The following is a 23,164-nucleotide window of genomic DNA, read 5'->3' as shown; positions in this document are numbered from 1 at the left end:
TACTAGTAGGGGAATAATGTAAGCCAAATGTATGCTATTATGAAAGGGTTGATTTAGATGATTGAATTTCTAAAAAAAAGAAGAAGTATTAGAAAGTATAAAAATGTTGAAGTAGAAAAAGAGAAGTTAGATAAGATATTAAAAGCGGCTCTTTTAGCACCATCATCAAAGGGACTTAGAACATGGGAATTTATCGTGGTAGACGATAAAGAAACATTGACTAATTTATCTCAGTGTAGGACTAAAGGTGGTGGGTTTTTCCTAAAAAATGCACCTTTAGCTATTGTAGTTATTGGAGATAAAGAAAAAAATGATGTTTGGATAGAAGATGCAAGTATTGCTGCTTCATATATACAGCTTCAATCTCATGAGCTTGGATTAGGTTCTTGTTGGATACAGGTAAGAAATAGGATGCATGATGATAGTATAGATGCTGATAAATATATTAGAGATGAACTGAACATACCTGATAAGTACAGTGTAGAATGTATAATTTCTATAGGCTACCCTGATGAAGAAAAAAAATCATACTGTGACTCTGATTTGGATTATGAAAAAGTCCATTTTAATAAATTTTAATGTATAATATATTATATTAAGACAGTATGTTTTTTTGATATTGTTAATATATATTTAAAATTGTAAAAATATATCTGAATTTTACTAACTTATATAAGGGTTATGTACAAGGATTTTAAAGATAAGTATAGAAATTAATGTTTATAATCGATACATAACTATAGTAACAAAATTTAAGGAGGTTCAAATATGGGTATATTTAAAACAAAAATTGATGAGGATTGGAAAGTAAATTACATCAAAGAATTTAATGAAATGAGAGACTCTTATGAGAGTAAGCTTCAAAAAAAACAATTTGAAGTAGATAGTTTGAAATCAGAATTAGATAGACTTAGAAGTTATAAAAATAGTCTTAAGCCAAAGGAAAAGCAAATTACTGATGATGATATAAATAATATAAAAAACTTGAGAAGAGATGGTTTAAGCTATAAAGAAATTTCAAGTGAAACAAGTTGGAGTAAAGCAACTGTGAGTAGAGTACTAAATGGACTTTACGATTAGTATACACATGGGGTGATTTAAATTGGGGATGAAGTATAGTTATAAAAAATGTATAATAGATTCTATTTCATTGATGTTCATAGTTCAGATAGTAAGAATGATTTTAAATTATATACTTCTAAGTCAATTTGAATTTACTCTTGAAAATTTTAATATTGTAAATTTAATTTCTTTTACACTAGTTGGATTATCATTAATTTTATTTTTGAAAAATAGTTCTTTGTATAATAAAATGAGAAATAGAAAGATTACAGAAGCTTTCAAGGAAAATAAAGATAGTGTACTTATAAAAAGGTGTAAGTTGATACTTTTTATAGTAGTCTTATCTCTAGCTGTAATCTCAATTTATTATAATAGAAGCTATATGTTTTTTAATGTAACTATGATGACTTTATCTGTATTAATAATTCCAGTATTTGAAGAATTATTTTTTAGAGAGTACATCTGGAATTATTTAAACAATTTTATAAAATCAAAGAGTAAAGTTGTATGTATAACATCTATCTTATCTGGTATTTATAATATAGGATATATAGATGTTATACGTAATTACATAATGTTATATAATAACTCTTACTATACATTTGAAGTTGTTATTTCAAAAATTATTATAGGTACTGTTTTTGGTATTATACTTGGTATTGTTAAGTCAAGATTTAAAGATGTAAGCTTTTGTATAATATTGAGAAGTCTGTTTACTATACTTACTAGACAGATAATATGATTATATATACTTAAATAATTGTAATAAGTGCATGAAGAGAATAAATGATAGCTACATATATAAAATAAACTCTAGTATCTGGAGTTTATTTTTTTGTATGAAGTTATTTTAATAAATTTATATAAGAACTGGATAAATTGCTACAATACAAATTGAATGTAAATATATTTTCTATCACAAGTAAGAAATAAATTGTATTACTTATACAATTTATTTTTTTAAATATTAAGAAGACTATTTGACAGGTTAGCCAATAATATGATATTTATATAAAATAAGATGAGTGTACAAACTAAAACTAATTATGAATGAGAGTGATTTACTTGAAGAAATTTTATGAAATATATTTAGATTTAGAGAAAGATATAAGAAATAATGTATATGAAGTAGGAGAGCTTTTACCAACAGAAGTAAAGCTTGCTCAAAAATATCGAGTATCAAGAGAAACTATTAGAAAAGCACAGTCGCTTTTACTAGAGAAGGGGTTTATACAAAAAAAACAAGGTAAAGGGGCTATTGTTTTAGATATAAATAAATTTGAAATAGAAGGGTCAGGGTTGATTAGTTTCAATGAATTACAAAAGAATAAAAATTTAGATACAGAAATAAGTGTACTAAAAAATAAAAAGGAGATTATGCCTTTAGAAATTTGTAAAAAACTAGATATAGATACAAAAACTAAGATTATAGCAGTTGAAAGGCTTAGAAAAATTAATGGAGAAGCTGTTATTTTAGATAAAGATTACTTTATATCTGAAATAATACCAGAAATACCATTAACAGCGGTTCAAAGTTCAATATTTAATTATATAGAGAAAAATTTAGAACTAAAAATAGGTTATGCAAATAAAGAAGTAACAGTAGCTCCTGTTACAGAAGAAGATAAAATATTGCTAGATGTTGGAACAGACACACATGTTGTAGTGATACGAAGTGAAGTTTATTTAGAAGATACAAGATTATTTCAGTATCATGAATCTAGACATAGAGTTGATACATTTAGATTTGTAGATTTTGCAAGAAGAAGAAATCTTTAATTATATAAAAAGAGTGTCTTTTTTGTACTGTACCCTCAATTGTTAAATCAAAATTCTAATGATTGGGTTTCAGTATATTTAGACACTCTTTTTTTATTAGACCATATATTATTTAATTTTCTATAAATTCTTTATTAAAGTATTTGCTCTTTGAGAATATGTATGTAAGGATACAAGTAATGGCTATAGAAAGTCCCATTGCCAAGAAGTAAACACCCCATTGGTCTGTAAATATAGATAAAAACGCTGGTAACCCTGATATACCTATAGAACTTGCTTTAACATTAAAGTAAGATACAACCCCTCCAGCTATACCTGCACCTATCATAGATGCTATGAATGGGAAACGATAACGTAAGTTTATACCAAATATTGCAGGTTCAGTAATACCTAACCAAGCTGAAATTGAAGCTGTTAATGCAACACCCTTGATTTTTTTATTTTTTAATATAAAGAACATTGTCAAAGCTGCTGCACCTTGACCAAGGCTAGCCATAACTTGTATTGGCCATAATGTAGCAAATCCTAAAGTACCTATCATTTGTAAATTTATACCTAAGAATAAGTGATGCATTCCTGTTATAACCAATGGAGATAATATGAATCCAAAAAGTGCTCCTGCAAGGACTGCATTAATTTCAAATAATCCAAGAATTCCACTTGTAATTAAGTTTGCAAATGACATTGTTATAGGACCTATGATAGAGAATGTTAAGAAACCAGTTATTAATAATGTAAGAGGAGCAACAAAAATAAGTTGAACCATCTCAGGAATTTTTTTAGTTAAGAACTTTTCAATTGTTGCTAGAAGATAAGAAGAACATAAAACAGGGATTACTTGTCCTTGATAGCCTATTTTAGCAATATTAAAACCTAATATATTCCAGTAAGTAACAGCTTCAGGTGTTTTAGAGTATTGTGCACCAGGCATTAAATCTGGATTAATTAAAATAAGACCTAATACAATACCAAGTACAGGATTTCCTCCAAACTTTTTAACAGCTGACCAACCTATTAGTGCAGGTAAAAATGAAAAAGAAGTATTTGCTATAAGATTAATCATATTAGATATACCAGCCCAATTGCTATGAACTTCTAAAAAGGGTTGTTCATAGAAAATTCCTGGGTTAGCAAGTAGATTATTTATACCCATCAATAAACCAGAGGCAACTATAGCAGGTAATATAGGAATGAATATATCTGCCAACACCTTTATAGCTTTTGAAGTGGATTTAATTTTTTATTAGAAATCTCTTTAACCTCAGATTTTGTTGCTTCCTTAAGCCCCGTAATTTCTATTAATGTAGCATAAACTTTATTCACAAGACCTGGACCTATAATAACTTGAAATTGACCATTTGAGGTAAAGCTTCCTTTCACTATATCTATTTGTTCTAATTGCTTTACATTAACTTTACTTTCTGAATTTAGAGCAAATCTTAATCTAGTAATACAGTGTGTTGCAGATATTATATTCTCTACTCCCCCAATTGCTTCAAGGATTTGTTCAACCTGCTCTTTATGATATGTATTTTCTTTTAATGTACTCATAAAATTACCTCCCCCTTAGAATGTGATGTTGTATAGACAAATCTTGAAAATAATATACCATAGAGAAATTTTTATGTCAACGTTATCCTAAATTTTTCTGAAATTTAATTACTAAAATATAAATTGTATATTATTGGAAAATCAGAAAAGTAAGAGAAAATTTGGAAGGAGTATAGGGAATATATTTTTTTATTTAGAGTAAATATTGATTTTAACAAAAAAAAGGTTTATTATAAAAATATAAAAATTGTCTAGACAAAAATGAAAGGAAAAATTTGCGTATGGATTTCAAGAAGAAAGTTATTTATCAAATATATCCAAAATCATTTAATGATTCTAATAATGATGGGATAGGAGATTTAAAAGGAATTATAGAGAAATTACCTTATTTATATAAATTAGGTGTAGATATAATTTGGATTAACCCATTTTTTGTTTCTCCACAAAGGGATAATGGATATGATATTGCTGACTATACATCAATAGATTCTATGTTTGGAACTATGGAGGATTTTGAAAAGTTAGTGGATGAAAGTAAAAAATATAATATAGAGTTGATGCTGGATATGGTGTTAAATCACACATCAACAGAACATAAATGGTTTAAAAAAGCTTTGGCAGGAGATAAAAAGTATCAAGATTTCTACTTCATTAGAGATGGCAAAGAAAATAATCAACTACCAACAAATTGGAAATCTAAATTTGGTGGAGATGCTTGGGGAAAATTTGGGGATACAGATAAGTACTACTTACACTTATATGATGTTACACAAGCCGACCTCAACTGGCGTAATCCTGAGGTTAGGGAAGAATTATATAAAGTTGTAAATTTTTGGATAGATAGAGGAGTTAAGGGGTTTAGGTTTGATGTAATAAATGTAATTGGCAAAGATGAAGAATTGAAAGACTCTACAAATAATATAGGAAAAGAAATGTATACAGATAAACCTATTGTCCATGAATTTATTAAAGAAATGAATAAAGAAACTTTTGGAAGAGTTGAGGGCATAACAACTGTTGGAGAAATGTCTTCAACAACTATTGAAAATTGTATCTTATATTCTTCTCCAAAAGAAAAAGAGCTTTCAATGACATTTAATTTTCATCATCTAAAAGTAGATTATGAAAATGGAGAAAAGTGGAGTGATATGCCTTTTGACTTTATGATGTTGAAAAAACTCTTAAATGAATGGCAAGAAAAGATTGAAAGTGGCGGTGGCTGGAATGCACTATTTTGGAATAATCATGACCAACCAAGAGCTATTAGTAGATTTTGTAATGAAGAATACAGAGTTGAAGCATCAAAAATGTTAGCTGCTACAATACATCTATTAAGAGGAACACCATATATATATCAAGGTGAAGAAATAGGTATGACAAATCCAAATTTTGAAAGAATAGATGATTATTTAGATGTTGAAACTCATAATGCGTATAGTGAATTTTTAAAAAATAAAATTGAAAAAGAAACAATAATGAATATTATAAAGTCCAAATCCAGAGATAATAGTCGTACACCTATGCAGTGGTCAGATAAATTAAATGCAGGTTTTACAAATGGGAAGCCATGGATTAAAATAGCTGAAAATTATAAAGAGATAAATGTTGAAAAGGAACTTAAAGAAGGGTCAATTTTTAACTTCTATCAAAAGTTAATATCTTTAAGAAAGCAATTAAATATTATATCTGAAGGTTCCTATAAGGGAATTTTACTAGATAATGATAAGGTTTATGCTTATGTTAGAGGCTTAGAAGATGAAAGATTAATAGTATTTAACAACTTCTATGATTGTGAAGTTGAAGTTGAGATTAGTGAGGAATTTTTAGGAAAATCATTTACATATTTGATAGGGAACTATGAAAAGCGAGATTTAGAACCTAAGTTAGAGTTAAGACCTTATGAAACAGTAGCATTTTATAGTAAGGATATAAAAAAATAATGGAAAGAGGTAGTATTAATGAAACCAAATATTTTACTTATGATTTCTCATGACAGTGGTAGAAAATTCAGTAACTATGGATATAATGTGGAAACTCCATGTATAAATAAATTAGCTCAAGAAGGAATTCAATTTGATAATTATTTTTGTGCAGCACCTCAATGCAGTCCAAGTAGAGGAAGTATACTAACTGGATTATACCCTCACAATAATGGGTTAATGGGACTTGCACATCTAGGATTTTGTATAGATTCTAAACATACAACACTTCCTATGGAGTTACAAAAAAACGGATATGAAACAACATTAATAGGACTAAGCCATGAAACAATAAATGAAGCACCACCAATAAAAGATAGAGTATTTTCTTCAACCTATGACTTAGGATATGATAATTTTATAGCGGTTCCAGGGGATAGAGCTCCTAAGGTTGCTAAAGAGGCAGTTAAATTTTTAGAGGAATATAAAGAAAATCAGGAAAAGCCATTTTATTTAAATATAGGATTTTTTGAAACACATAGAGATTTTGATGAATATAAACCTTATGCAGATAAATTGGATGAAGTAGAGGTATTTAAGTTTTTACCCGATACAGAAGATGTAAGAAAAGATATAGCTTTATATAATGGTTCAGCAAAAGTATTGGATAAGGCAATAGGCAAAATATATAATAAATTACAAGAAACAGGATTAGATAAAAATACAATTGTTATACTGACAACAGACCATGGAGTTGCTTTTCCAGGAGCTAAAGGAATGTTAAAAGAAGCAGGATTAGAGACAGCACTTATAATTTTATTACCTAATTCCTCTCAAAAAAATGTAAAAAAAGAAGCATTATTATGTAATGTTGATTTATTGCCAACGATACTAGATTTAATTGAAGCTGAAATTCCTAAAAATATAGATGGAGAAAGTTTTGCCAATTTATTAAAAACTAATGAAGATATAGGTAGAGACTCATTCTTTACAGAAATGACATGGCATGACCAATATAGACCAATGAGAGGCATAAGGACTAATGAATATAGCTATGTTAAAAATTTTGAAGATGGGCCTAAAATATATATTACAGTTGATTCACATTTGAGTTTATCAGGTAAAGCTGTTAGAGATAAATTTTATGTTCCTAATGATAAAGAAGAACTTTATGATTTAAGAAAAGACCCACTAGAAGAAAATAATCTGATAAATGATTCAGATTATCAAGACATAGCAGAGGAATTGAGAAAGAAAGTTGATAATTGGATGTTAGAAACGAATGACCCACTTTTAAAAGGACCTGTAAAAGGAACAGGCTCAAGTAGATGGAAAACAGAAATAGAAGAGGGTAGAGCTTATCCAGGAAGAAACGAATATTATAGACTATTATCTGATAAGTAGAAAATATTAAACAAGTAAAAAATATTTAATAAAGAAGGTCTTTTATAATGAAAAGTATATCAGTTTTAATTAAACCTGTTTCATCGTTATGTAATTTGAGATGTAGATATTGTTTTTATGGAAATGTGAGTGATTTAAGAGAAGTAAAATCCTATGGTATTATGCAGGAAGACACTATAAAAAACATAGTAAATAATACATTTGAAATTTTGGATAATGGAGATATAGTTACATTTGCTTTTCAAGGTGGAGAGCCTACTTTAGCTGGATTAAGATTTTTCCAATATTTTATTGAGTATGTTAGTAAAATAAAAAAAAATATAACAGTAAACTACTCTATTCAAACGAATGGAACTCTTATTGATAATCAATGGTGTGAGTTCTTAAAGAAAAATAATTTTTTAGTAGGATTATCATTAGATTTACTAGAAGACTTGCATGATAAAAATCGTGTATATTCAGATAATAAGGGAAGTTATATAGATGTAATAAATACAAAAAAACTACTGGAAACACACAAGATAAACTTTAACATACTGTGTGTTTTGACAAAACAGATTGCACTTAATCCAAAAGAGGTTTTTAATTTTATAAAATTAAACAATGTGAAGTATATACAATTTATACCTTGTTTAGATGATTTAGACTGTAAAACTAAGTCAGAGTACTCTTTAGAACCTAAATATTTTGCATACTTTTATAAAATAATATTTAAGCTTTGGAAAAATGAGTTTGATAAAGGAAATTATATAAGTATTAATTTGTTCGATAATCTTATATCCGTTTTAATTACAGGAATTCCTAGTACCTGTGGGATAATTGGGAAATGCCAACCGCAATTTGTAATAGAGGCTGATGGAAGTGTATATCCATGTGATTTTTATGTACTAGATAACTTTAATTTAGGTAATATAAAAGATAACACTTTATTGGATATTTTAAGAAAATCTAAAATGCAAGAATTTTTGCATAAAGATATAAACAAAGAAAGTATTTGTTTAAAGTGTAATTTTCACAAAATATGTGGTGGTGGATGCAAAAGAATGAAAAATTCTATGTATATTGATTCTAGTAATAATTACTGTGGATATAAAGAATTTTTAATGTCTACTTTTGGTGATTTAGAAAAAATATCAGTATTAGTATATAAAAATCAAATACCAAAATAATTTTAGTATTTAGCATTCTAAGTTAAAGTGATTAAAAATTATGTATAATTAAAGGGTTTTGAGCAGAGTAAATTTAGTTAGGATGGTTTTAAATGAATGTAATTTTATTTGCAATAGCTGTACTTTCAACAACTATAGGAGCTATAACAGGCATTGGTGGAGGTGTAATAATAAAGCCAGTACTAGATTTGATTGGAATATTTGATGTTTCAACTATAAGTGTGTTATCATCTTTTACTGTGTTATCGATGGCAATTGTTTCTGTATATAAACAAATTAAATCAAAACTTTTTAAAATAAACTTTAGACTTATTTTAATTGGTGTAGCATCAGTATTAGGAGGTACTATAGGTCAAAGGTTATTAGATTTATCTATTTCATATGTAAATAATCCTTCTATAATAAAAATAACTCAAAATATTATGATGATTATTTTGTTAGTAATGGTTTATTTATATAGAGATAAAAGTTTAAATGTTAAGTTTAATACTAACATTACATATTTTATTGTTGGCATTTTTTTAGGGGTTACATCTTCATTTTTAGGAATAGGTGGAGGTCCTATAAATGTGGCCGTGTTTACAATATTATTTGGATTATCAGCTAAAGAAGCTGCGTTTAATTCCATTATAACTATTTTATTTTCTAATATTTCAAAGTTAGTTACAGTTTTCATAAATACAGGGTTTGGTATATATGATTTATCTGGATTACCTTTTATGATAATAGGAGCAGTGTTGGGAGGAATTATAGGTTCCTCTATTAGTAAAAATATGGATGACAAAAGAGTTAAATATATGTTATCGTATATGACTATAATTATTACTGGAATAAATATATATAGTATATTTCAGGTAATATATTTTATGAATTAAAGTGTATAATGTAGATAATACGAGAAGTTAATTTAAATTATTGGAATGAGGAGATTTAATATGTTCAAAAAGTTATTCTCAAAAAATAAAAATGAAGAAGTAAAAAGTAATTATATAAAAGGAATATTACAATCGCCACTTACAGGGAAAGTATTAAGTATAACTGATGTTCCTGATGATGCTTTTTCTAGTAAAATGCTAGGTGATGGGATTGCTATAGAGCCACAAGAAGGAGTCGTATCTTCTCCTGTTGATGGTGAGGTGATTCAAGTGTTTTTGCCATCTAAACATGCTATATGCATAAAGAGTGAAGATGGTTTGGAGATACTAATACATATCGGATTAGATACTGTAAAGATGAATGGAGATGGATTTGAAGTATTAGTAAATGCAGGAGATAAAGTTTACTGTGGGCAAAAACTTATAAGATTTAATTTAGAAAAAATTAAAAAAAGCGTTAAATCTGTTATAACTCCTATAGTTATAACCAATTCTTATGACATAGATAGAGTTGAAATTTTAAGAACTGGAGATATATGTATTGGAGAAGATTTAATGAAAGTTTATAAGTAAATAGGTTTTACCAAGAGGTTTTGTCTAAATAAAAAATATTATAACTATAAAATGGCTGTATATAATAATATTGAAAGAGTGTAGGTATGCTTATTTTATTAAGGATACCTTTTTTTTTATTGTGTTTTATAGAAAATTTATCTGCATAAATAAAGTTTTTAAAACTCCATTCTTATAATTATTTTACTTTTACTAATTATATTACTTATAATAATTTCTGATATTTATGAATTGTTATACTTTTTAGAACTCTATTTTTAAATATATATTGACATATATATATTATCTATTACAATTGATATAAACTAATAAAAATAAAATATTATTAATCAAATTATTGAATGGAGGAATAGAAATGAAATTTGTAACTTTCTGTACTGGCAATGAAGAAAATATAGGTGTATTTAACTCAGAAGCAAATAGTATATATGAAATTAATAGTTTGGGATTAAGTAAATTATATACAGATATGAATGATTTTATTGAAAATGTATCTACAGGTGATTTAGAAAAAATAAAAAACAATTCATTTGAAAATGCAAAGTGTTATAAGTTAGAAGAAGTGAAATTATGTTCCCCAATTGTAAGACCTAAAAAAGATATTATATGTTTAGGTCTAAACTATAAAGACCATGTCAATGAAATTCCAGATGGTGTTATAAAAAATGTAGTTATGCCAGACTATCCTATTTATTTCTCTAAAAGAGCAGATAAGGCAATTGGAGTAGATGATAAGATAAGTCTGCATGGAGATTTAGTAGAAAAGCTGGATTATGAATCAGAGCTGGCAGTAATTATAGGAAAAGAAGGTATAAATATATCAAAAGAAGATGCCTATGAATATATATTTGGATATACAATAATGAATGATATAAGTGAAAGAGCACTTCAAGACAAACATGTGCAGTGGTATAGAGGAAAAAGTTTAGATACACATACCTCTATGGGGCCTTGCATAGTACATAAAGAAGAATTTGAGCATCCTTTAAAACTGGATATAAGTAGTGTGGTAAATGGAGAAGTAAGACAAGATTCTAATACAAAATATTTTATATTTGATATACCTACTGTAATAAGTGATTTATCAAGAGGAATGACTCTAAAACCAGGAGATATAATTTCAACTGGAACTCCAGCAGGTGTTGCTATGGGAATGAATCCTCAAGTATATTTAAAACATGGTGATGTGGTTGAATGTAAAGTCGAAGGAATAGGAGTTTTAAAAAATATAGTTGATTAATGGATAAATATGCCATATAATTTTATTAGTACGAATAATTTAATTAATATGGGATTGGTCAAATTTAAGATTAATTTACTATAGAGAGGGATGAGTATATGGCAAAAGAACTAGAACTAAAGTATGGCTGTAATCCAAACCAAAAACCATCAAAGATTTATATGAAAAATGGAGAACTTCCTATAGAAGTATTAAATGGAAAGCCTGGATACATAAATTTTTTGGATGCATTTAATAGTTGGCAACTTGTAAAAGAATTAAAAGAGGCTACTGGTCTTCCAGCAGCAACTTCATTTAAACATGTAAGTCCAGCAGGTGCAGCAGTAGGTATACCTTTATCAGATACTTTAAAGCAAATATACTTTGTTGATGATTTAGAGCTTTCTCCATTAGCTTGTGCTTATGCAATGGCAAGAGGGGCAGATAGAATGTCTTCTTATGGAGATTTTATAGCACTTTCAGATGTGTGTGATAAAGAAACTGCAACTATTATAGCGAGAGAGGTTTCTGATGGTGTAATAGCCCCAGGATATACAGATGAGGCTCTTGAAATATTAAAAGGAAAGCGTAAAGGTAATTACAATATTGTAAAAATTGATGAAAATTATACTCCTGAACCTATTGAAACAAAGGATGTTTATGGAATTACTTTTGAACAAGGCAGAAATGAAATATTAATAAATGAAGACCTGTTAAAAGATATCCCAACTGATAATAAAATCTTTACAGATAACGCAAAGCGTGATTTAATTATAGCTCTTATCACATTAAAATATACACAATCAAACTCAGTTTGTTATGTTAAAGATGGACAAGTAATAGGAGTAGGTGCAGGACAACAATCACGTATTCACTGTACTAGACTTGCAGGTAATAAAGCTGATATTTGGTATCTTCGCCAACATCCTAAAGTATTAAATTTAAAATTTAAAAAAGATATAGGTCGTCCAGATAGAGATAATACTATTGATGTATATCTTTCTGATGATTATATGGATGTACTTGCTGATGGTATATGGCAAAATTTCTTTGAAGAAAAACCAGAACCTCTTACTGGAGAAGGTAAAAGAGCATGGCTTAAAACTCTAACAGGAGTAGCTCTTGGTTCTGATGCATTTTTCCCATTTGGAGATAATATAGAACGTGCTAAAAGAAGTGGAGTAAGTTTTATAGCACAACCAGGTGGCTCTATTCGTGATGATAATGTTATATTAACTTGCAATAAGTACAATATAGTTATGGCATTTACTAAAAATAGATTGTTCCATCATTAAAGTGTAAAGAATATAAATTAAATACTGATTAAATTAAAAATCTACAACAAGTTTTGTTGTAGATTTTTTTATTTGCTGTATAATTTTAAATAGAACTTTATTTTTAGATATTCAATTTGGAGGATGATATGGCTTTAAATATAAGAGACTATAGCCTATTGTGTAGTCAGGGTACAGCTAAATTTAATGAAGATGTAGTTGGTATAAGCCCATTTGGTGCGTGGATTTTGGATGGTGCGACAGGGCTCAATGGAAAAAACTTAGTATCAAATGAAAGCGATGCAAGATGGTATGTTCAGTGGTGGAATAAGTATTTATATAAAAATATGAATAGAGAAGAATCATTAAAGAGTATTATCAGTAGTGGGATAAAAGAAGTTAAAAAAGAGTATGAGATGAAATTAAATGGAATAAAGGTCGAAAAATTAGATTTGCCATCAAGTTCTATAGTCATTGTTAAGTTTCATGAAAATAAAGTAGAGTATTTTTTATTAGGAGATTGTGCTTTGTTTATTAAAAATGGAGATTCTAAAGTCATAAAAGATAGAACTATCTGTAAATTTGATAATGCTGTGTTTGATGAAATGAGTAAGTTTTCTAATTTAAAAGAAATGACTTTTGATGAGATAAAGTCAAGTGTCATGGATACAATAGTAAGCAATAGATTGAAAAAGAATACCAAAGATGGATACTGGATATTGGATTTTGATGAGGATGCTGTGGAAAATTCAATATATGGATACTTAGAAATAAAAAAAGATTTTCAATTGATGTTAACAAGTGATGGCTTTACAAGTGCATGTGATAGGTATAACCTCATAAAAGAAGAAGAATTGATACGTATAGCAGAAAAATTTGGTATAGGATATATACATAATAAAGTTAGAGACTTTGAGGATAACGACTATAAAGCAATTAAGGTTCCAAGATTTAAAGTAAAAGATGATTCATCCTGTTTGTATCTAGATATATATAATGATTAGATTATATGAAATTGTTTAATTTTAGAGGGGCGGTAAGTAAAAAAGTGAAAATTCTTCATATAATAACACAAAAACCAAATAGTACGGGTAGTGGAATATACATGTGTGGTATGATAAAAGGGTTTGAAAAAATAGGTCATGAGCAAGCTGTAATTGCAGGTATAGATGTTAATGACAATGTAAACTGTTTTTCAAGTGATATAAGTTTTTATCCAGTAAAGTATAATTGTGGAGAACTAAATTTTCCTGTTGTAGGAATGAGTGATTCTATGCCATATGAAAGTACTAGATATAGAGATTTAAATGTAGAAATGATAGATAGATTAAAACATCAATTTAAAATAAATATAGACAGAGCTATGGAAGATTTTAAGCCAGATATTATAATATGTCATCATTTATATCTTTTAACAGCATTTGTCAGAGAGATTGTGAAAGATATTAAAGTTATGTCTGTTTGTCATGGGACTTGTTTAAGACAGTTAAATACTATAGATTTAGAAAAAGAATATATAATATCAAATATAAAAAAATTGGATTTAATATTTGCTCTTCATAAAAAGCAAAAAGATGATATTGTAAAAAGTTTTGGAGTAAGTGAAAGTAAAGTAGTTGTGATTGGCAGTGGATACAATGATAGTGTATTTTATGATAAAAATTATAAAATGCAAGGTGATAAGATAAGGATAGTGTTTGCAGGGAAGATATGTAAGTCAAAAGGGTTGATTCCATTTATAAAAGCTATATCTGAACTAATATATCGTAAAGATTTAATAGAAGTCAATTTTGCAGGTACAGGAAGTGATATTGAATCTTATAATGAGATTGTTAAGCTTGCAAATCAATCTCCATTTAAAATGAATTTCCTAGGAAAATTAGACCAAAGTGACTTAGCGGAGTTATTTAATAAGTCACATATATTTGTATTACCATCGTTTTATGAAGGGTTACCAGTTGTAGTTTTAGAGGCTTTATCATGTGGGTTAGATGTAATTACCACTGATATTCCTGGTGTTAGAGAGTGGATTGGTAGCCAAATTAATGATTCTGGCAAGATAGAATATGTAACTCTACCTTCTATGCATGGAGAAGGTATTCCAAATGAAGAAGAGTTATCTATATTTGAGAAGAATTTATATAATGCAATGGACTCTAAAATACAGTATCTATTATCCAATTTAGAGAAAAGGTCATTTGCAGATATGTCAAAAAAAACATGGGACGCTTTAGCTTATAGGATGAATGAAGTTATTTTAATGGATGAGATGTGTGTAATTTAGAGTGATTTAAATTATAAAAAAAGTGTAACTATTTCTACACTACTTTTAAGCGAATTTATATTATACTAATACTAAATATATTTATTTTGAGGGAGGTAATTTATGAAGTTTAGTAAAAGAATATTAGCATTAGGTATTTCAGCATTATTATTAAGTGTTAGTTTTCCAACATCAGCAAATGCACTAGATAAAATCGAAAATATCAAGGGAACGGATAAATATGAAACAGCTGGTATTATTTCTGATAAGCAAGATTATACAACAGCTGTACTTATCAACTCGGATTCTACGATGGTCGATGGTATTTCTGCTAGTGGTCTTGCAGGGGTAAATAATGCAGCAATTTTATTAACTAATAAGAATGATATACCAGAAGCCACTTTACAAAGGCTTAATAGAGTTACTAAGATATATATAATAGGTGGCGAAAATACTATAAGTAAAGATGTAGAAAAAATGCTACTTATGAGAAGAATGCAGGTTATAAGAATTGATGGAGTAGATAGAGTAGATACAAGTTATAAAATTGCAGCTGAAATAGAAAAGATAAAGAGTAGTGATAAGACGTTTTTAGTAAATGGATTTAAAGACGAGGCTGATGCAGTGAGTGTTGCGTCTGTTGCATACAGAGATGGTGCTCCTATTTTATTGACAAAGGATATAGCTTCAGCAGAAGAAGATACAGATTTAGACCCATGGTTTGGTGTTTCACCTGTTCCAGTATATGCTATTGGAGGAAAATCTACACTAAGTGATTATATAGTAAGTAGATATAGAGCAACTAGAATTGATGGTAGTGATAGATATGAAACTAATAAGAATGTAATTAAGAAGTTTTATAATGAAACAAAAGAGTTCTATGTGGCAAGTGGAGATGATTTAGTTTATGCTTTAGTTGCTTCACCAATGGCTAAAAACGCTCCTGTTGTTTTAGTTTCAGACAAAAGCGATAAGAGTATATTAAATAATGCTAATAAAGTTACTGCAATAGGTATAAATGATAATAAGGTTATAGAGCAATGTTTAGAAGCTACAAAATAATAAAATGTTGTTAGTAAAATGAATACATAATATATAGTAAAAGTCAGTATAATGCTTATATTTTAGTGATATATAGTATATAAATGTTAAACTATATGAATCTTCTAGTTGATTTTATGATAAAAATCAATTAGAAGGTTTTTTTTATTAAAATTATGTATCAAAATTATATACTAAATTGAATTGTATATGTTAAAAAAGAGTACGTGAGCTATTCATATATACGAATCAATTATCCTCATAAGTGAAAAGGTGAATGGAGTCATACACAAAACTGTATGACAATTCCATCCTATCACGTTTACATCAAAAAAGAAGATATGATGCCTATTTTTTATAAAGAATAAATCTCATAAGAGTTATCTTCTTTTAGCTTTTCTAACCAAACCATTTCTAAAATATCTAATTCTTCTAAGTAGTCTTTTTTAGTTTTGTTATCATCATGTTTTATAAGTTCTAAAATTTCAAATGTAAATGTTTTTTCTCCATATTTTTTCCAATCATTGTTTAAATCTCTTACCATACATGACCCAGCACCAAGTTGAAATTTGAGGGAGTTAAACTTGCTTTTTATGTCATTGCTCTTTCCAAGATAAATCTTTTTAGTAGTATCACTTTTTATCATAAATACACCAATGTCAAATTTCATTTCCTTATATAGTTGTTTTAATTCACGTTTTCTATCCATTTTCTTAGTACCTCTCTTTATAATTAATATGTAATATGTAATATGTAATATGTAAAATTATTTATATATTACATATTATTATAAAGAGATTAATTTCAAATGTAAATAGATTTTGATAAAATTAATTATAAGTTTACTATTACTTAGTATCAATATCTAGGCTAATTAGAGTTATTATATGACTTAATATTATATAAAATTAAAAGAAGAGTTGACATGATGAAAATTATAGAATAAACTAAAAATGTAATAGTTAATAAATCTTAAATATTACATTCAAAGGAGGCTGTTATTATGAATAAAAATATAGAATTAATTGGAAACTTTGCAAGTGATTGGATTCGCTATAGTGATTATGAATATAAAATTACTGAAGAAGATGAACTGTATATAGTACCAACAGAAGATGCTGTATTTACTATGTACAATCCATTTGATGTTGCAGATGAAATTATAGTAGATATAATTCGCATAGGACAAGAAGCATTACAAGAGATATCAAAAGAAACTAAAGAAATGAGATTAAAAAAAGAAGTACTTGAATTTGTAAAGAAATATGGGTTGTTAGGATTAATTTATTCAAGTGTATATAATAGGGATATTGTTGGTGAAGAAAGAGTACTGATGATTGAAAAGAATTATATTACAAAAGAGAATATATTGAATACTGATGAGTATGTAAATATGTTCATCCCATTTGCAAGTGATGAAGATGTATACTTTAAAAAATATAAACGAGGTATAGATGTATCAAAACGAGAGGAATCACCCAAGTTTTTTGGAAAAAGACCATTGATTTTAGATTTAGTATTTTCAAGGTTTTATACAGAACAATTGGATTGGATTGTAAATTTTGCTAAGGATATGTGTAGACATTTTAATCAAATTTGTGTCTATAAAAACATGTCTAACCTACTAACTGAAAGTGTGACTATTATGTCTGGAGGGTTTAACCCTCAAAAGATTGGATTTTCTATAAGTCAATTAGATAAACCCACAATTGCATGGGAATTTAATTCTTTAAAAACAGCTATTGAAACTATATATGCATTTGCAATTACAAGTGAACCTGCATCTTTAAATAAATGTAAGTATTGTGGAAAGATTTATATACCTACAAATTCTAAATCTCAATACTGTTCACCTTCCTGTAGAAATTGCTCAAATGTAAAGAAAAGCAGAAGTAGAGCTAAAAAAGATAAGTAAATTAATATATCATTCTTTAGATTTTAATTATAAATAACTATTAAATTGATGAATAGTTATAAAAAATATATCTGAGTAATGATATATTTTTTTTATTGAAAAATTTAATTAAAATAGTAATTTTGAGTTGACAAAAACTACTTATAATAATATTATTATAAGTAGTTCTATAAGTTAATAAATATACTAATTTAAATATAACATAAAATGAATTAAAAGTCAATAGAAAAAATAAAAAAGGAGAATTTTAAAATGATATCACCTATTATTTTGAGTTCTATGCATCAAAATTTAAAGGAAATAGAAAGAAATGAATTGCTTGAAACTAATAAAGAATCTAAGTGTTATGGTCTAGTACTTTCCGAAGCGGATGTAAAAGATATAATAACTTCAAGAAATGATACTTTAAAGGGATATGGAAGAATAGAATTAGATATAAAAGTTACAAAACAATTAATAGAAAACATATATACATCACAGTTTACGAATATGGATGATTATTTAGAAATTATTAATGATATGCAAGAAATCTTTTATTACTTAAAAAATGAAACAGATGATAAAATTTGTGATGATGAAATTATAGAAATACTTGATGAACTTTATGAAAAATTTACAGGGAATATGGATAATGTAAGGGGAGAAGCAGAGGAATTTGCAAAAAAGTTTAAATTTGGAGAAGTTTAATCTAATGAGAGGGGAAACTTACTATGTCAAATAATAATCTAACCAACATCAATATAAATGAAAATAATCTAATAAAAAATCAATATGCAATATCTCTACTTAAAGAATGTATGGATTGTAAAGTAATAAATGAGAGAGAAGTATATAACATACAACAGGAAATATCCTTAATTCTTATAGATTTAATTAAAAAATATACAAATGGTCAAAGTACATCAGTAAAGACTGAAGTTGCTGAAAAATTATTGCTTTCAATTTGGTATTCTATTGATGCATATGTAAGTAAACTTGAAAGTATAGAAAAAAGAGTTGCAGAATTGACGTCTAAAAATATTAAGTATGTATACTTAGAAGGCATTAAAATTCTTGAATATGATTTACTTGAGTTAGAAAAATTTTATGAAGTAATGAAAAGTAGAAAATTAGACACTAATTTAATGGCGTATAATGATACTTTAATGGAACTGTCTGGTTTCTTTAAAAACTATAGTATAAAATTTGAAGCATATGATATTCCAGTGAGTATAGATTATCCATTGGCATTAGATGATATGGATATTCAAGGAATTTATTATGTGAAAAATTATATTGAGAGTATGGATATAGAAAATAGATTTTGTAATTTATTTAGAAAGAAAGATAGAGAAAAATTATTTTATGATTATGGAATAACTTATAAAATAGATTGTGATGTTATACTTATAAATTTATTTGAACTTATTATAAATAACTCTATTTTCTCTACAATTTTAGGTAATGAATCAACTAATTTGAAGATTTCAGAATATGAATATGAATTTTTAGAAAAACAATTTAAAAACATATACAATCATACTTTTGAAGATGAAATTAAGCAATATGAGGAAAATAATGTAGTTGAATTTATTGAAGAAAGTAATAGTTTTGATTTTAATAATTCTGAAGAGCTCAATAAAGAAAGTATAATAAATGAAAAAATAGTTTTATTGCTTGAAGAAGCAATTGATGTTTTGATAGAAAGATTAAATATAGAAGATGAAGCCATGATAAAATACATAAAAGCATATGAGAAGATATTTATTGAGTCTGTACTAAGTTCAATAAAAAGTGGCACTTTTAAAAGTATGATAACTGTAAGTAAGAATGAAAGTGAACCTTTAGAAAAGTATATTGTTGATGATGAAAATAAATTAGATGATAAGTCATTTAGAGCGATATTCAATGCTGTACTAGAGAGTACTTCTATAATTGAAAAAATAAAAATAATAAAGGAAAATATCAATGCAAAAAAAGACTTTATTGATATTCTTGAATCTGAGTGCTTATTTGGGGATGATTATCTAATGCTATTTGCTTCATTAAGTGAATTTGAATTGGCAATACTAGGAAGTGTAGTATTTTATGAAGATATGAGAATGGAAGAAATTAATTTATTAGAACTATTACTAAACAAAAATAATAAAACTACACCATGGAAAAGAGAGTACATTGAATTTATGAAGAAAAAAAATAAGGAAAAAATACATTGTATAGAAGAATATATAAATCAAATTAATTAACAAAAAATTGTGAATAAATAGAATGTTAGTATATAATATAATTTGTAAAGTATATCAAAAATACATATCTGTGGAGGAGACTATGAAAGAATATATTATAAATAATATTGAGGAGATAAGAGAAGAATTAATTGATTTATCTAAAAAAATATGGGAAAATCCAGAATTAGCTTTTGAAGAAAAGTATGCAAGCAGTATTCAAAAGGAATATCTAAAGTCAAAAGGATTTGAAATTGAAGAAGTAGACAATTTACCAACTGGATTTATAGCGAGTTTTGGAGAAGGTAAGCCCGTAATTGGAATACTTGGCGAATATGATGCTTTGCCAGAACTATCACAATCTGTGAGTACAGAAAAAAATCCATTGGTAGAGGGAGAATCTGGACATGGATGTGGTCATAATTTATTGGGTGTAGCAGGTGTAGGAGCAGTCGTTTCTATCAAAGAACTTATGGAAAAAAATAAATTTAATGGAACAATAAAATATTTCGGTTGTCCTGCTGAAGAAGAAGGTGGAGGAAAGACTGTAATGTGTGTAAATGGATGTTTTGATAATGTAGATTGCGCATTTACATGGCATCCTTTTGATATAAATGGCACATGGAGAGGTGGAAGTCTGGCAAATTTATCTGCTAGATTTAAGTTTAAGGGAATAACAGCACATGCAGCTCAAGCCCCTCATAATGGTAGAAGTGCATTAGATGCTGTTGAACTTATGAATGTAGGAGCAAATTATTTAAGAGAACATGTAATTGACTCTATAAGAATGCATTATGTTATAACTAATGGTGGAGGAAGACCTAATGTAGTTCCTGGTTTTGCGGAAAGTTGGTATTTTATAAGAGGTAAAAAAGCAAAGGATGCAGAGAATGTTCTTGATAGGCTAATAAAAGTGGCACAAGGAGCAGCTATGATGACAGAGACTGAAATGGAGTATGTAATTACTGATGGGATTTATGATTATATACCAAATCAGTGTTTAACTGATTTAGTATACGATAATATGATTCTTGTTGGAACTCCTAAAACTACTCCTGAAGAAGAAGAATTTGCAAAAAAATTATGTGCTACTCTTACTAAGGATGAGAGACTAGGTGTAGCTACAGCATTCCAAGACGATAAATCTATTGTGGACAGTTATATACATCATGGTATAGCTGATGGAGCAGAAGATAAGGGATTAGCTGGTTCTACTGATGTTGGAGATGTAAGTTATGTGATACCAGTAGCTCAATTTGCAATGGCAGCATGGCCTGTTGGTGTGGCAAGCCACACATGGCAGTCATGTGCATCAGCTGGTTCAAGTATAGGATTTTCAGCTATGATAAATTCAGCTAAGGTATTGGCTTGTAGTGCTTATGATGTATTTATGAATACTAAGATTATTGATGAGGCAAATATAGAGTTTGAAAAATCATTAGATGGACAAAAATTTAAACCATTGGTATAATCTTGGTAATAAAAATATTTCTGGGGGGGAATAACTATGAGAGAACAAGTTGAAAAAGTACTTGAACAAAAGATAAAACCTGTATTACAAAGAGATGGTGGAGATGTAGAGCTTATAGATGTAAATGAGAATGGTGTAGTTTTAGTTAGATTACAAGGTGCTTGTAGTGGATGTCCAGGAGCAACTATGACAATAAAAGCTGTTATTGAAAATGTTTTGGTAAGCGAAGTTCCAGGAGTAACTCAAGTGTTAGGTGTTTAATAAATTTAAATTATACATAAGGATTTATTAAGCTGTGTAAAAGAGTAAGTAAAACATTATAGATATATATGAAAAAGTGTGTAAGTGTATATTCATTTTCCTACACACTTTTTTTTATTTATTATCCAGCCATACCAATAAACATACCTATAAAGTATGGAATTAACCAGATAGTCCATACAACTATACTAAACTTATGGAAGAATTTTTTCTTATCTTCATCGTCCTTATACAAAACAAAAGTAGCCCAGCCTGCATGAAAAAGCATAAGCACAATTGCTAGGAGACCAGTTATACTATGAAGATTTTGGGACAATACAGACTTCACTTCAAAAGCGTGGCTATTAGCTATATTACTCATTGTAAATGTTCCTAAAGTATCAAATATTAAACCAAGCCAAAATATAATTACATGTTTCTTTTTTAAAATTTTAGCTTTTCTTTCTCCAAATACACCTATAGTGTAAAAAATTAAAGCTGATGTTATAAACACTATTGCAAGTATTAATTTAGAACTCATAATTATCTCTCCTTTATTTTTGCTAATATATTTCTAAGATTTTTTACTAATTCATTTAATTCTTTTTCATCACAATTTTTAAAAATACCATCAAAGCTTTCTTGCATTTTACTTTTAAAATTTGTGGCGAATTCAAGTCCATCCTCTGTAAATTTAACATATGTATTTCTCTTATCATCATATTTTTTGAACTTTTCTACATATCCAAATTGCTCTAATCTACTGATTATACCTGATACTGTTCCTTTAGCTAAAGACATCTCATCGCATAGTTGTGAAATTGTTAGTTCTTGATTATGAGCTATTAGCTTTATAACTATAATCTGTTGATGTGTTAATCCATTTTCCTTAAAATTTTCCTCTACTGTGTACATTGTTTTAGAATAGAGTTCTTTTAGAAGCATAGCTATTCTAAAACAATCATAATTAGTTTTCAATAAAATCACCTCTTAGATAGTTTGCATAGAAACTAATATAATATAGTTTCAGTAAATAGTCAATATAAAATTTAATAATTATGTAATAAATAAGAGATTAGTAATATCATAAAAATTTAATTTTAGGTAAAAATAAAACAATTTGATGAAATTTTAACAATTTTTCAAAAGTTTGTTTACACACAACATAAATGATGCTAAAATTGGTTTATAGATAAATATTTAAA

At 27.5% G+C, this 23,164-nt stretch carries 22 protein-coding genes and 1 pseudogene; 19 read left to right on the top strand and 4 right to left on the bottom strand.

Annotated features, from left to right (window positions below; all coding sequences use genetic code 11):
* Positions 1 to 57: 57 nt before the first annotated feature.
* The 4 genes from JJC01_16145 (at position 58) to treR (ending at position 2,841) form a co-directional block, all read left to right on the top strand.
* Complete coding sequence (locus JJC01_16145) at positions 58 to 579, top strand: nitroreductase family protein (GenBank protein UDN57684.1); 522 nt, start codon at positions 58 to 60, stop codon at positions 577 to 579.
* Positions 580 to 768: 189 nt separating this feature from the next.
* Complete coding sequence (locus tag JJC01_16140; protein UDN57683.1) at positions 769 to 1,080, top strand: DNA-binding protein; 312 nt, start codon at positions 769 to 771, stop codon at positions 1,078 to 1,080.
* 28 nt (positions 1,081 to 1,108) lie between these two features.
* Complete coding sequence (locus JJC01_16135; GenBank protein ID UDN60196.1) at positions 1,109 to 1,804, top strand: CPBP family intramembrane metalloprotease; 696 nt, start codon at positions 1,109 to 1,111, stop codon at positions 1,802 to 1,804.
* 323 nt (positions 1,805 to 2,127) lie between these two features.
* Positions 2,128 to 2,841, top strand: a complete 714-nt coding sequence (gene treR, locus JJC01_16130; protein ID UDN57682.1) for a trehalose operon repressor — start codon at positions 2,128 to 2,130, stop codon at positions 2,839 to 2,841.
* 112 nt (positions 2,842 to 2,953) lie between these two features.
* Here the strand turns inward: treR and treB are convergent.
* A pseudogene (treB, locus tag JJC01_16125) lies at positions 2,954 to 4,392 on the bottom strand (PTS trehalose transporter subunit IIBC).
* Between the two features lie 281 nt (positions 4,393 to 4,673).
* On the opposite strand from treB, the gene treC reads away from it, so the two are divergent.
* The 10 genes from treC to JJC01_16075 all read left to right on the top strand — a co-directional run bounded on the left by treC (position 4,674) and on the right by JJC01_16075 (position 16,150).
* Complete coding sequence (gene treC, locus JJC01_16120; GenBank protein ID UDN57681.1) at positions 4,674 to 6,332, top strand: alpha,alpha-phosphotrehalase; 1,659 nt, start codon at positions 4,674 to 4,676, stop codon at positions 6,330 to 6,332.
* Positions 6,333 to 6,350: 18 nt separating this feature from the next.
* The gene (locus tag JJC01_16115) at positions 6,351 to 7,715 is read left to right on the top strand and encodes a sulfatase (protein ID UDN57680.1); all 1,365 of its coding nucleotides are present in this window, start codon (positions 6,351 to 6,353) and stop codon (positions 7,713 to 7,715) included.
* 47 nt (positions 7,716 to 7,762) lie between these two features.
* Complete coding sequence (locus JJC01_16110; protein UDN57679.1) at positions 7,763 to 8,884, top strand: SPASM domain-containing protein; 1,122 nt, start codon at positions 7,763 to 7,765, stop codon at positions 8,882 to 8,884.
* A gap of 92 nt (positions 8,885 to 8,976) precedes the next feature.
* Complete coding sequence (locus JJC01_16105) at positions 8,977 to 9,759, top strand: sulfite exporter TauE/SafE family protein (GenBank protein UDN57678.1); 783 nt, start codon at positions 8,977 to 8,979, stop codon at positions 9,757 to 9,759.
* A gap of 60 nt (positions 9,760 to 9,819) precedes the next feature.
* Entirely contained in the window at positions 9,820 to 10,332 is a 513-nt protein-coding gene (locus tag JJC01_16100) for a PTS glucose transporter subunit IIA (protein UDN57677.1), read from the top strand.
* Positions 10,333 to 10,687: 355 nt separating this feature from the next.
* The gene (locus tag JJC01_16095) at positions 10,688 to 11,572 is read left to right on the top strand and encodes a fumarylacetoacetate hydrolase family protein (GenBank protein ID UDN57676.1); all 885 of its coding nucleotides are present in this window, start codon (positions 10,688 to 10,690) and stop codon (positions 11,570 to 11,572) included.
* A 98-nt stretch (positions 11,573 to 11,670) separates the two neighbouring features.
* Complete coding sequence (locus JJC01_16090; GenBank protein UDN57675.1) at positions 11,671 to 12,846, top strand: phosphoribosylaminoimidazolecarboxamide formyltransferase; 1,176 nt, start codon at positions 11,671 to 11,673, stop codon at positions 12,844 to 12,846.
* 128 nt (positions 12,847 to 12,974) lie between these two features.
* Positions 12,975 to 13,829, top strand: coding sequence for a hypothetical protein (locus JJC01_16085; GenBank protein UDN57674.1), 855 nt, complete (start codon positions 12,975 to 12,977; stop codon positions 13,827 to 13,829).
* Positions 13,830 to 13,873: 44 nt separating this feature from the next.
* On the top strand, positions 13,874 to 15,109 hold the full coding sequence (locus JJC01_16080) for a glycosyltransferase family 4 protein (protein ID UDN57673.1): 1,236 nt from the start codon (positions 13,874 to 13,876) through the stop codon (positions 15,107 to 15,109).
* Between the two features lie 102 nt (positions 15,110 to 15,211).
* Entirely contained in the window at positions 15,212 to 16,150 is a 939-nt protein-coding gene (locus JJC01_16075) for a cell wall-binding repeat-containing protein (protein UDN57672.1), read from the top strand.
* Between the two features lie 334 nt (positions 16,151 to 16,484).
* On the opposite strand, the gene JJC01_16070 is transcribed toward JJC01_16075, so the two are convergent.
* Complete coding sequence (locus JJC01_16070; protein UDN57671.1) at positions 16,485 to 16,838, bottom strand: GIY-YIG nuclease family protein; 354 nt, start codon at positions 16,836 to 16,838, stop codon at positions 16,485 to 16,487.
* Positions 16,839 to 17,132: 294 nt separating this feature from the next.
* Between JJC01_16070 and JJC01_16065 the strand changes: the two genes are divergently transcribed.
* From JJC01_16065 to JJC01_16045, 5 genes are all read left to right on the top strand, one after another.
* Entirely contained in the window at positions 17,133 to 18,044 is a 912-nt protein-coding gene (locus JJC01_16065; protein UDN57670.1) for a CGNR zinc finger domain-containing protein, read from the top strand.
* A gap of 252 nt (positions 18,045 to 18,296) precedes the next feature.
* Entirely contained in the window at positions 18,297 to 18,731 is a 435-nt protein-coding gene (locus JJC01_16060) for a hypothetical protein (GenBank protein UDN57669.1), read from the top strand.
* Positions 18,732 to 18,754: 23 nt separating this feature from the next.
* A complete protein-coding gene (locus JJC01_16055) occupies positions 18,755 to 20,269 on the top strand; it encodes a hypothetical protein (protein ID UDN57668.1) in 1,515 nt (504 codons plus the stop codon).
* Between the two features lie 82 nt (positions 20,270 to 20,351).
* On the top strand, positions 20,352 to 21,719 hold the full coding sequence (locus tag JJC01_16050) for an amidohydrolase (GenBank protein ID UDN57667.1): 1,368 nt from the start codon (positions 20,352 to 20,354) through the stop codon (positions 21,717 to 21,719).
* A 36-nt stretch (positions 21,720 to 21,755) separates the two neighbouring features.
* Positions 21,756 to 21,980 (top strand): NifU family protein, encoded by a 225-nt coding sequence (locus JJC01_16045; GenBank protein ID UDN57666.1) that lies wholly within the window; start codon positions 21,756 to 21,758, stop codon positions 21,978 to 21,980.
* Positions 21,981 to 22,101: 121 nt separating this feature from the next.
* Here the strand turns inward: JJC01_16045 and JJC01_16040 are convergent, their stop codons facing one another.
* Positions 22,102 to 22,500: a TIGR03987 family protein gene (locus JJC01_16040; protein ID UDN57665.1), complete on the bottom strand. Its 399-nt coding sequence runs from the start codon at positions 22,498 to 22,500 to the stop codon at positions 22,102 to 22,104.
* A gap of 2 nt (positions 22,501 to 22,502) precedes the next feature.
* On the bottom strand, positions 22,503 to 22,904 hold the full coding sequence (locus JJC01_16035) for a winged helix-turn-helix transcriptional regulator (GenBank protein ID UDN60195.1): 402 nt from the start codon (positions 22,902 to 22,904) through the stop codon (positions 22,503 to 22,505).
* Positions 22,905 to 23,164 lie beyond the last annotated feature (260 nt).

Source organism: Clostridioides sp. ES-S-0010-02 (assembly GCA_020641055.1).
In the GTDB taxonomy this organism is placed as follows: Bacteria; Bacillota; Clostridia; order Peptostreptococcales; family Peptostreptococcaceae; genus Clostridioides.
Note: the sequence above shows the minus strand (reverse complement) of the source record. Positions and strands in the feature narration are given on the sequence as shown.

Bases quoted from the DNA above. Each gene is read 5' to 3' on its own strand.
- JJC01_16115 (UDN57680.1), top strand. From the start codon at position 6,351: ATGAAACCAAATATTTTACTTATGATTTCTCATGACAGTGGTAGAAAA.
- JJC01_16140 (UDN57683.1), top strand. From the start codon at position 769: ATGGGTATATTTAAAACAAAAATTGATGAGGATTGGAAAGTAAATTAC.
- JJC01_16100 (UDN57677.1), top strand. From the start codon at position 9,820: ATGTTCAAAAAGTTATTCTCAAAAAATAAAAATGAAGAAGTAAAAAGT.
- JJC01_16050 (UDN57667.1), top strand. From the start codon at position 20,352: ATGAAAGAATATATTATAAATAATATTGAGGAGATAAGAGAAGAATTA.
- JJC01_16095 (UDN57676.1), top strand. From the start codon at position 10,688: ATGAAATTTGTAACTTTCTGTACTGGCAATGAAGAAAATATAGGTGTA.
- JJC01_16035 (UDN60195.1), bottom strand. From the start codon at position 22,904: ATGCTTCTAAAAGAACTCTATTCTAAAACAATGTACACAGTAGAGGAA.
- JJC01_16075 (UDN57672.1), top strand. From the start codon at position 15,212: ATGAAGTTTAGTAAAAGAATATTAGCATTAGGTATTTCAGCATTATTA.
- JJC01_16055 (UDN57668.1), top strand. From the start codon at position 18,755: ATGTCAAATAATAATCTAACCAACATCAATATAAATGAAAATAATCTA.
- JJC01_16060 (UDN57669.1), top strand. From the start codon at position 18,297: ATGATATCACCTATTATTTTGAGTTCTATGCATCAAAATTTAAAGGAA.
- JJC01_16070 (UDN57671.1), bottom strand. From the start codon at position 16,838: ATGGATAGAAAACGTGAATTAAAACAACTATATAAGGAAATGAAATTT.
- JJC01_16090 (UDN57675.1), top strand. From the start codon at position 11,671: ATGGCAAAAGAACTAGAACTAAAGTATGGCTGTAATCCAAACCAAAAA.
- JJC01_16110 (UDN57679.1), top strand. From the start codon at position 7,763: ATGAAAAGTATATCAGTTTTAATTAAACCTGTTTCATCGTTATGTAAT.
- JJC01_16085 (UDN57674.1), top strand. From the start codon at position 12,975: ATGGCTTTAAATATAAGAGACTATAGCCTATTGTGTAGTCAGGGTACA.
- JJC01_16145 (UDN57684.1), top strand. From the start codon at position 58: ATGATTGAATTTCTAAAAAAAAGAAGAAGTATTAGAAAGTATAAAAAT.
- JJC01_16105 (UDN57678.1), top strand. From the start codon at position 8,977: ATGAATGTAATTTTATTTGCAATAGCTGTACTTTCAACAACTATAGGA.
- JJC01_16065 (UDN57670.1), top strand. From the start codon at position 17,133: ATGAATAAAAATATAGAATTAATTGGAAACTTTGCAAGTGATTGGATT.
- JJC01_16040 (UDN57665.1), bottom strand. From the start codon at position 22,500: ATGAGTTCTAAATTAATACTTGCAATAGTGTTTATAACATCAGCTTTA.
- JJC01_16135 (UDN60196.1), top strand. From the start codon at position 1,109: ATGAAGTATAGTTATAAAAAATGTATAATAGATTCTATTTCATTGATG.
- treC (UDN57681.1), top strand. From the start codon at position 4,674: ATGGATTTCAAGAAGAAAGTTATTTATCAAATATATCCAAAATCATTT.
- JJC01_16045 (UDN57666.1), top strand. From the start codon at position 21,756: ATGAGAGAACAAGTTGAAAAAGTACTTGAACAAAAGATAAAACCTGTA.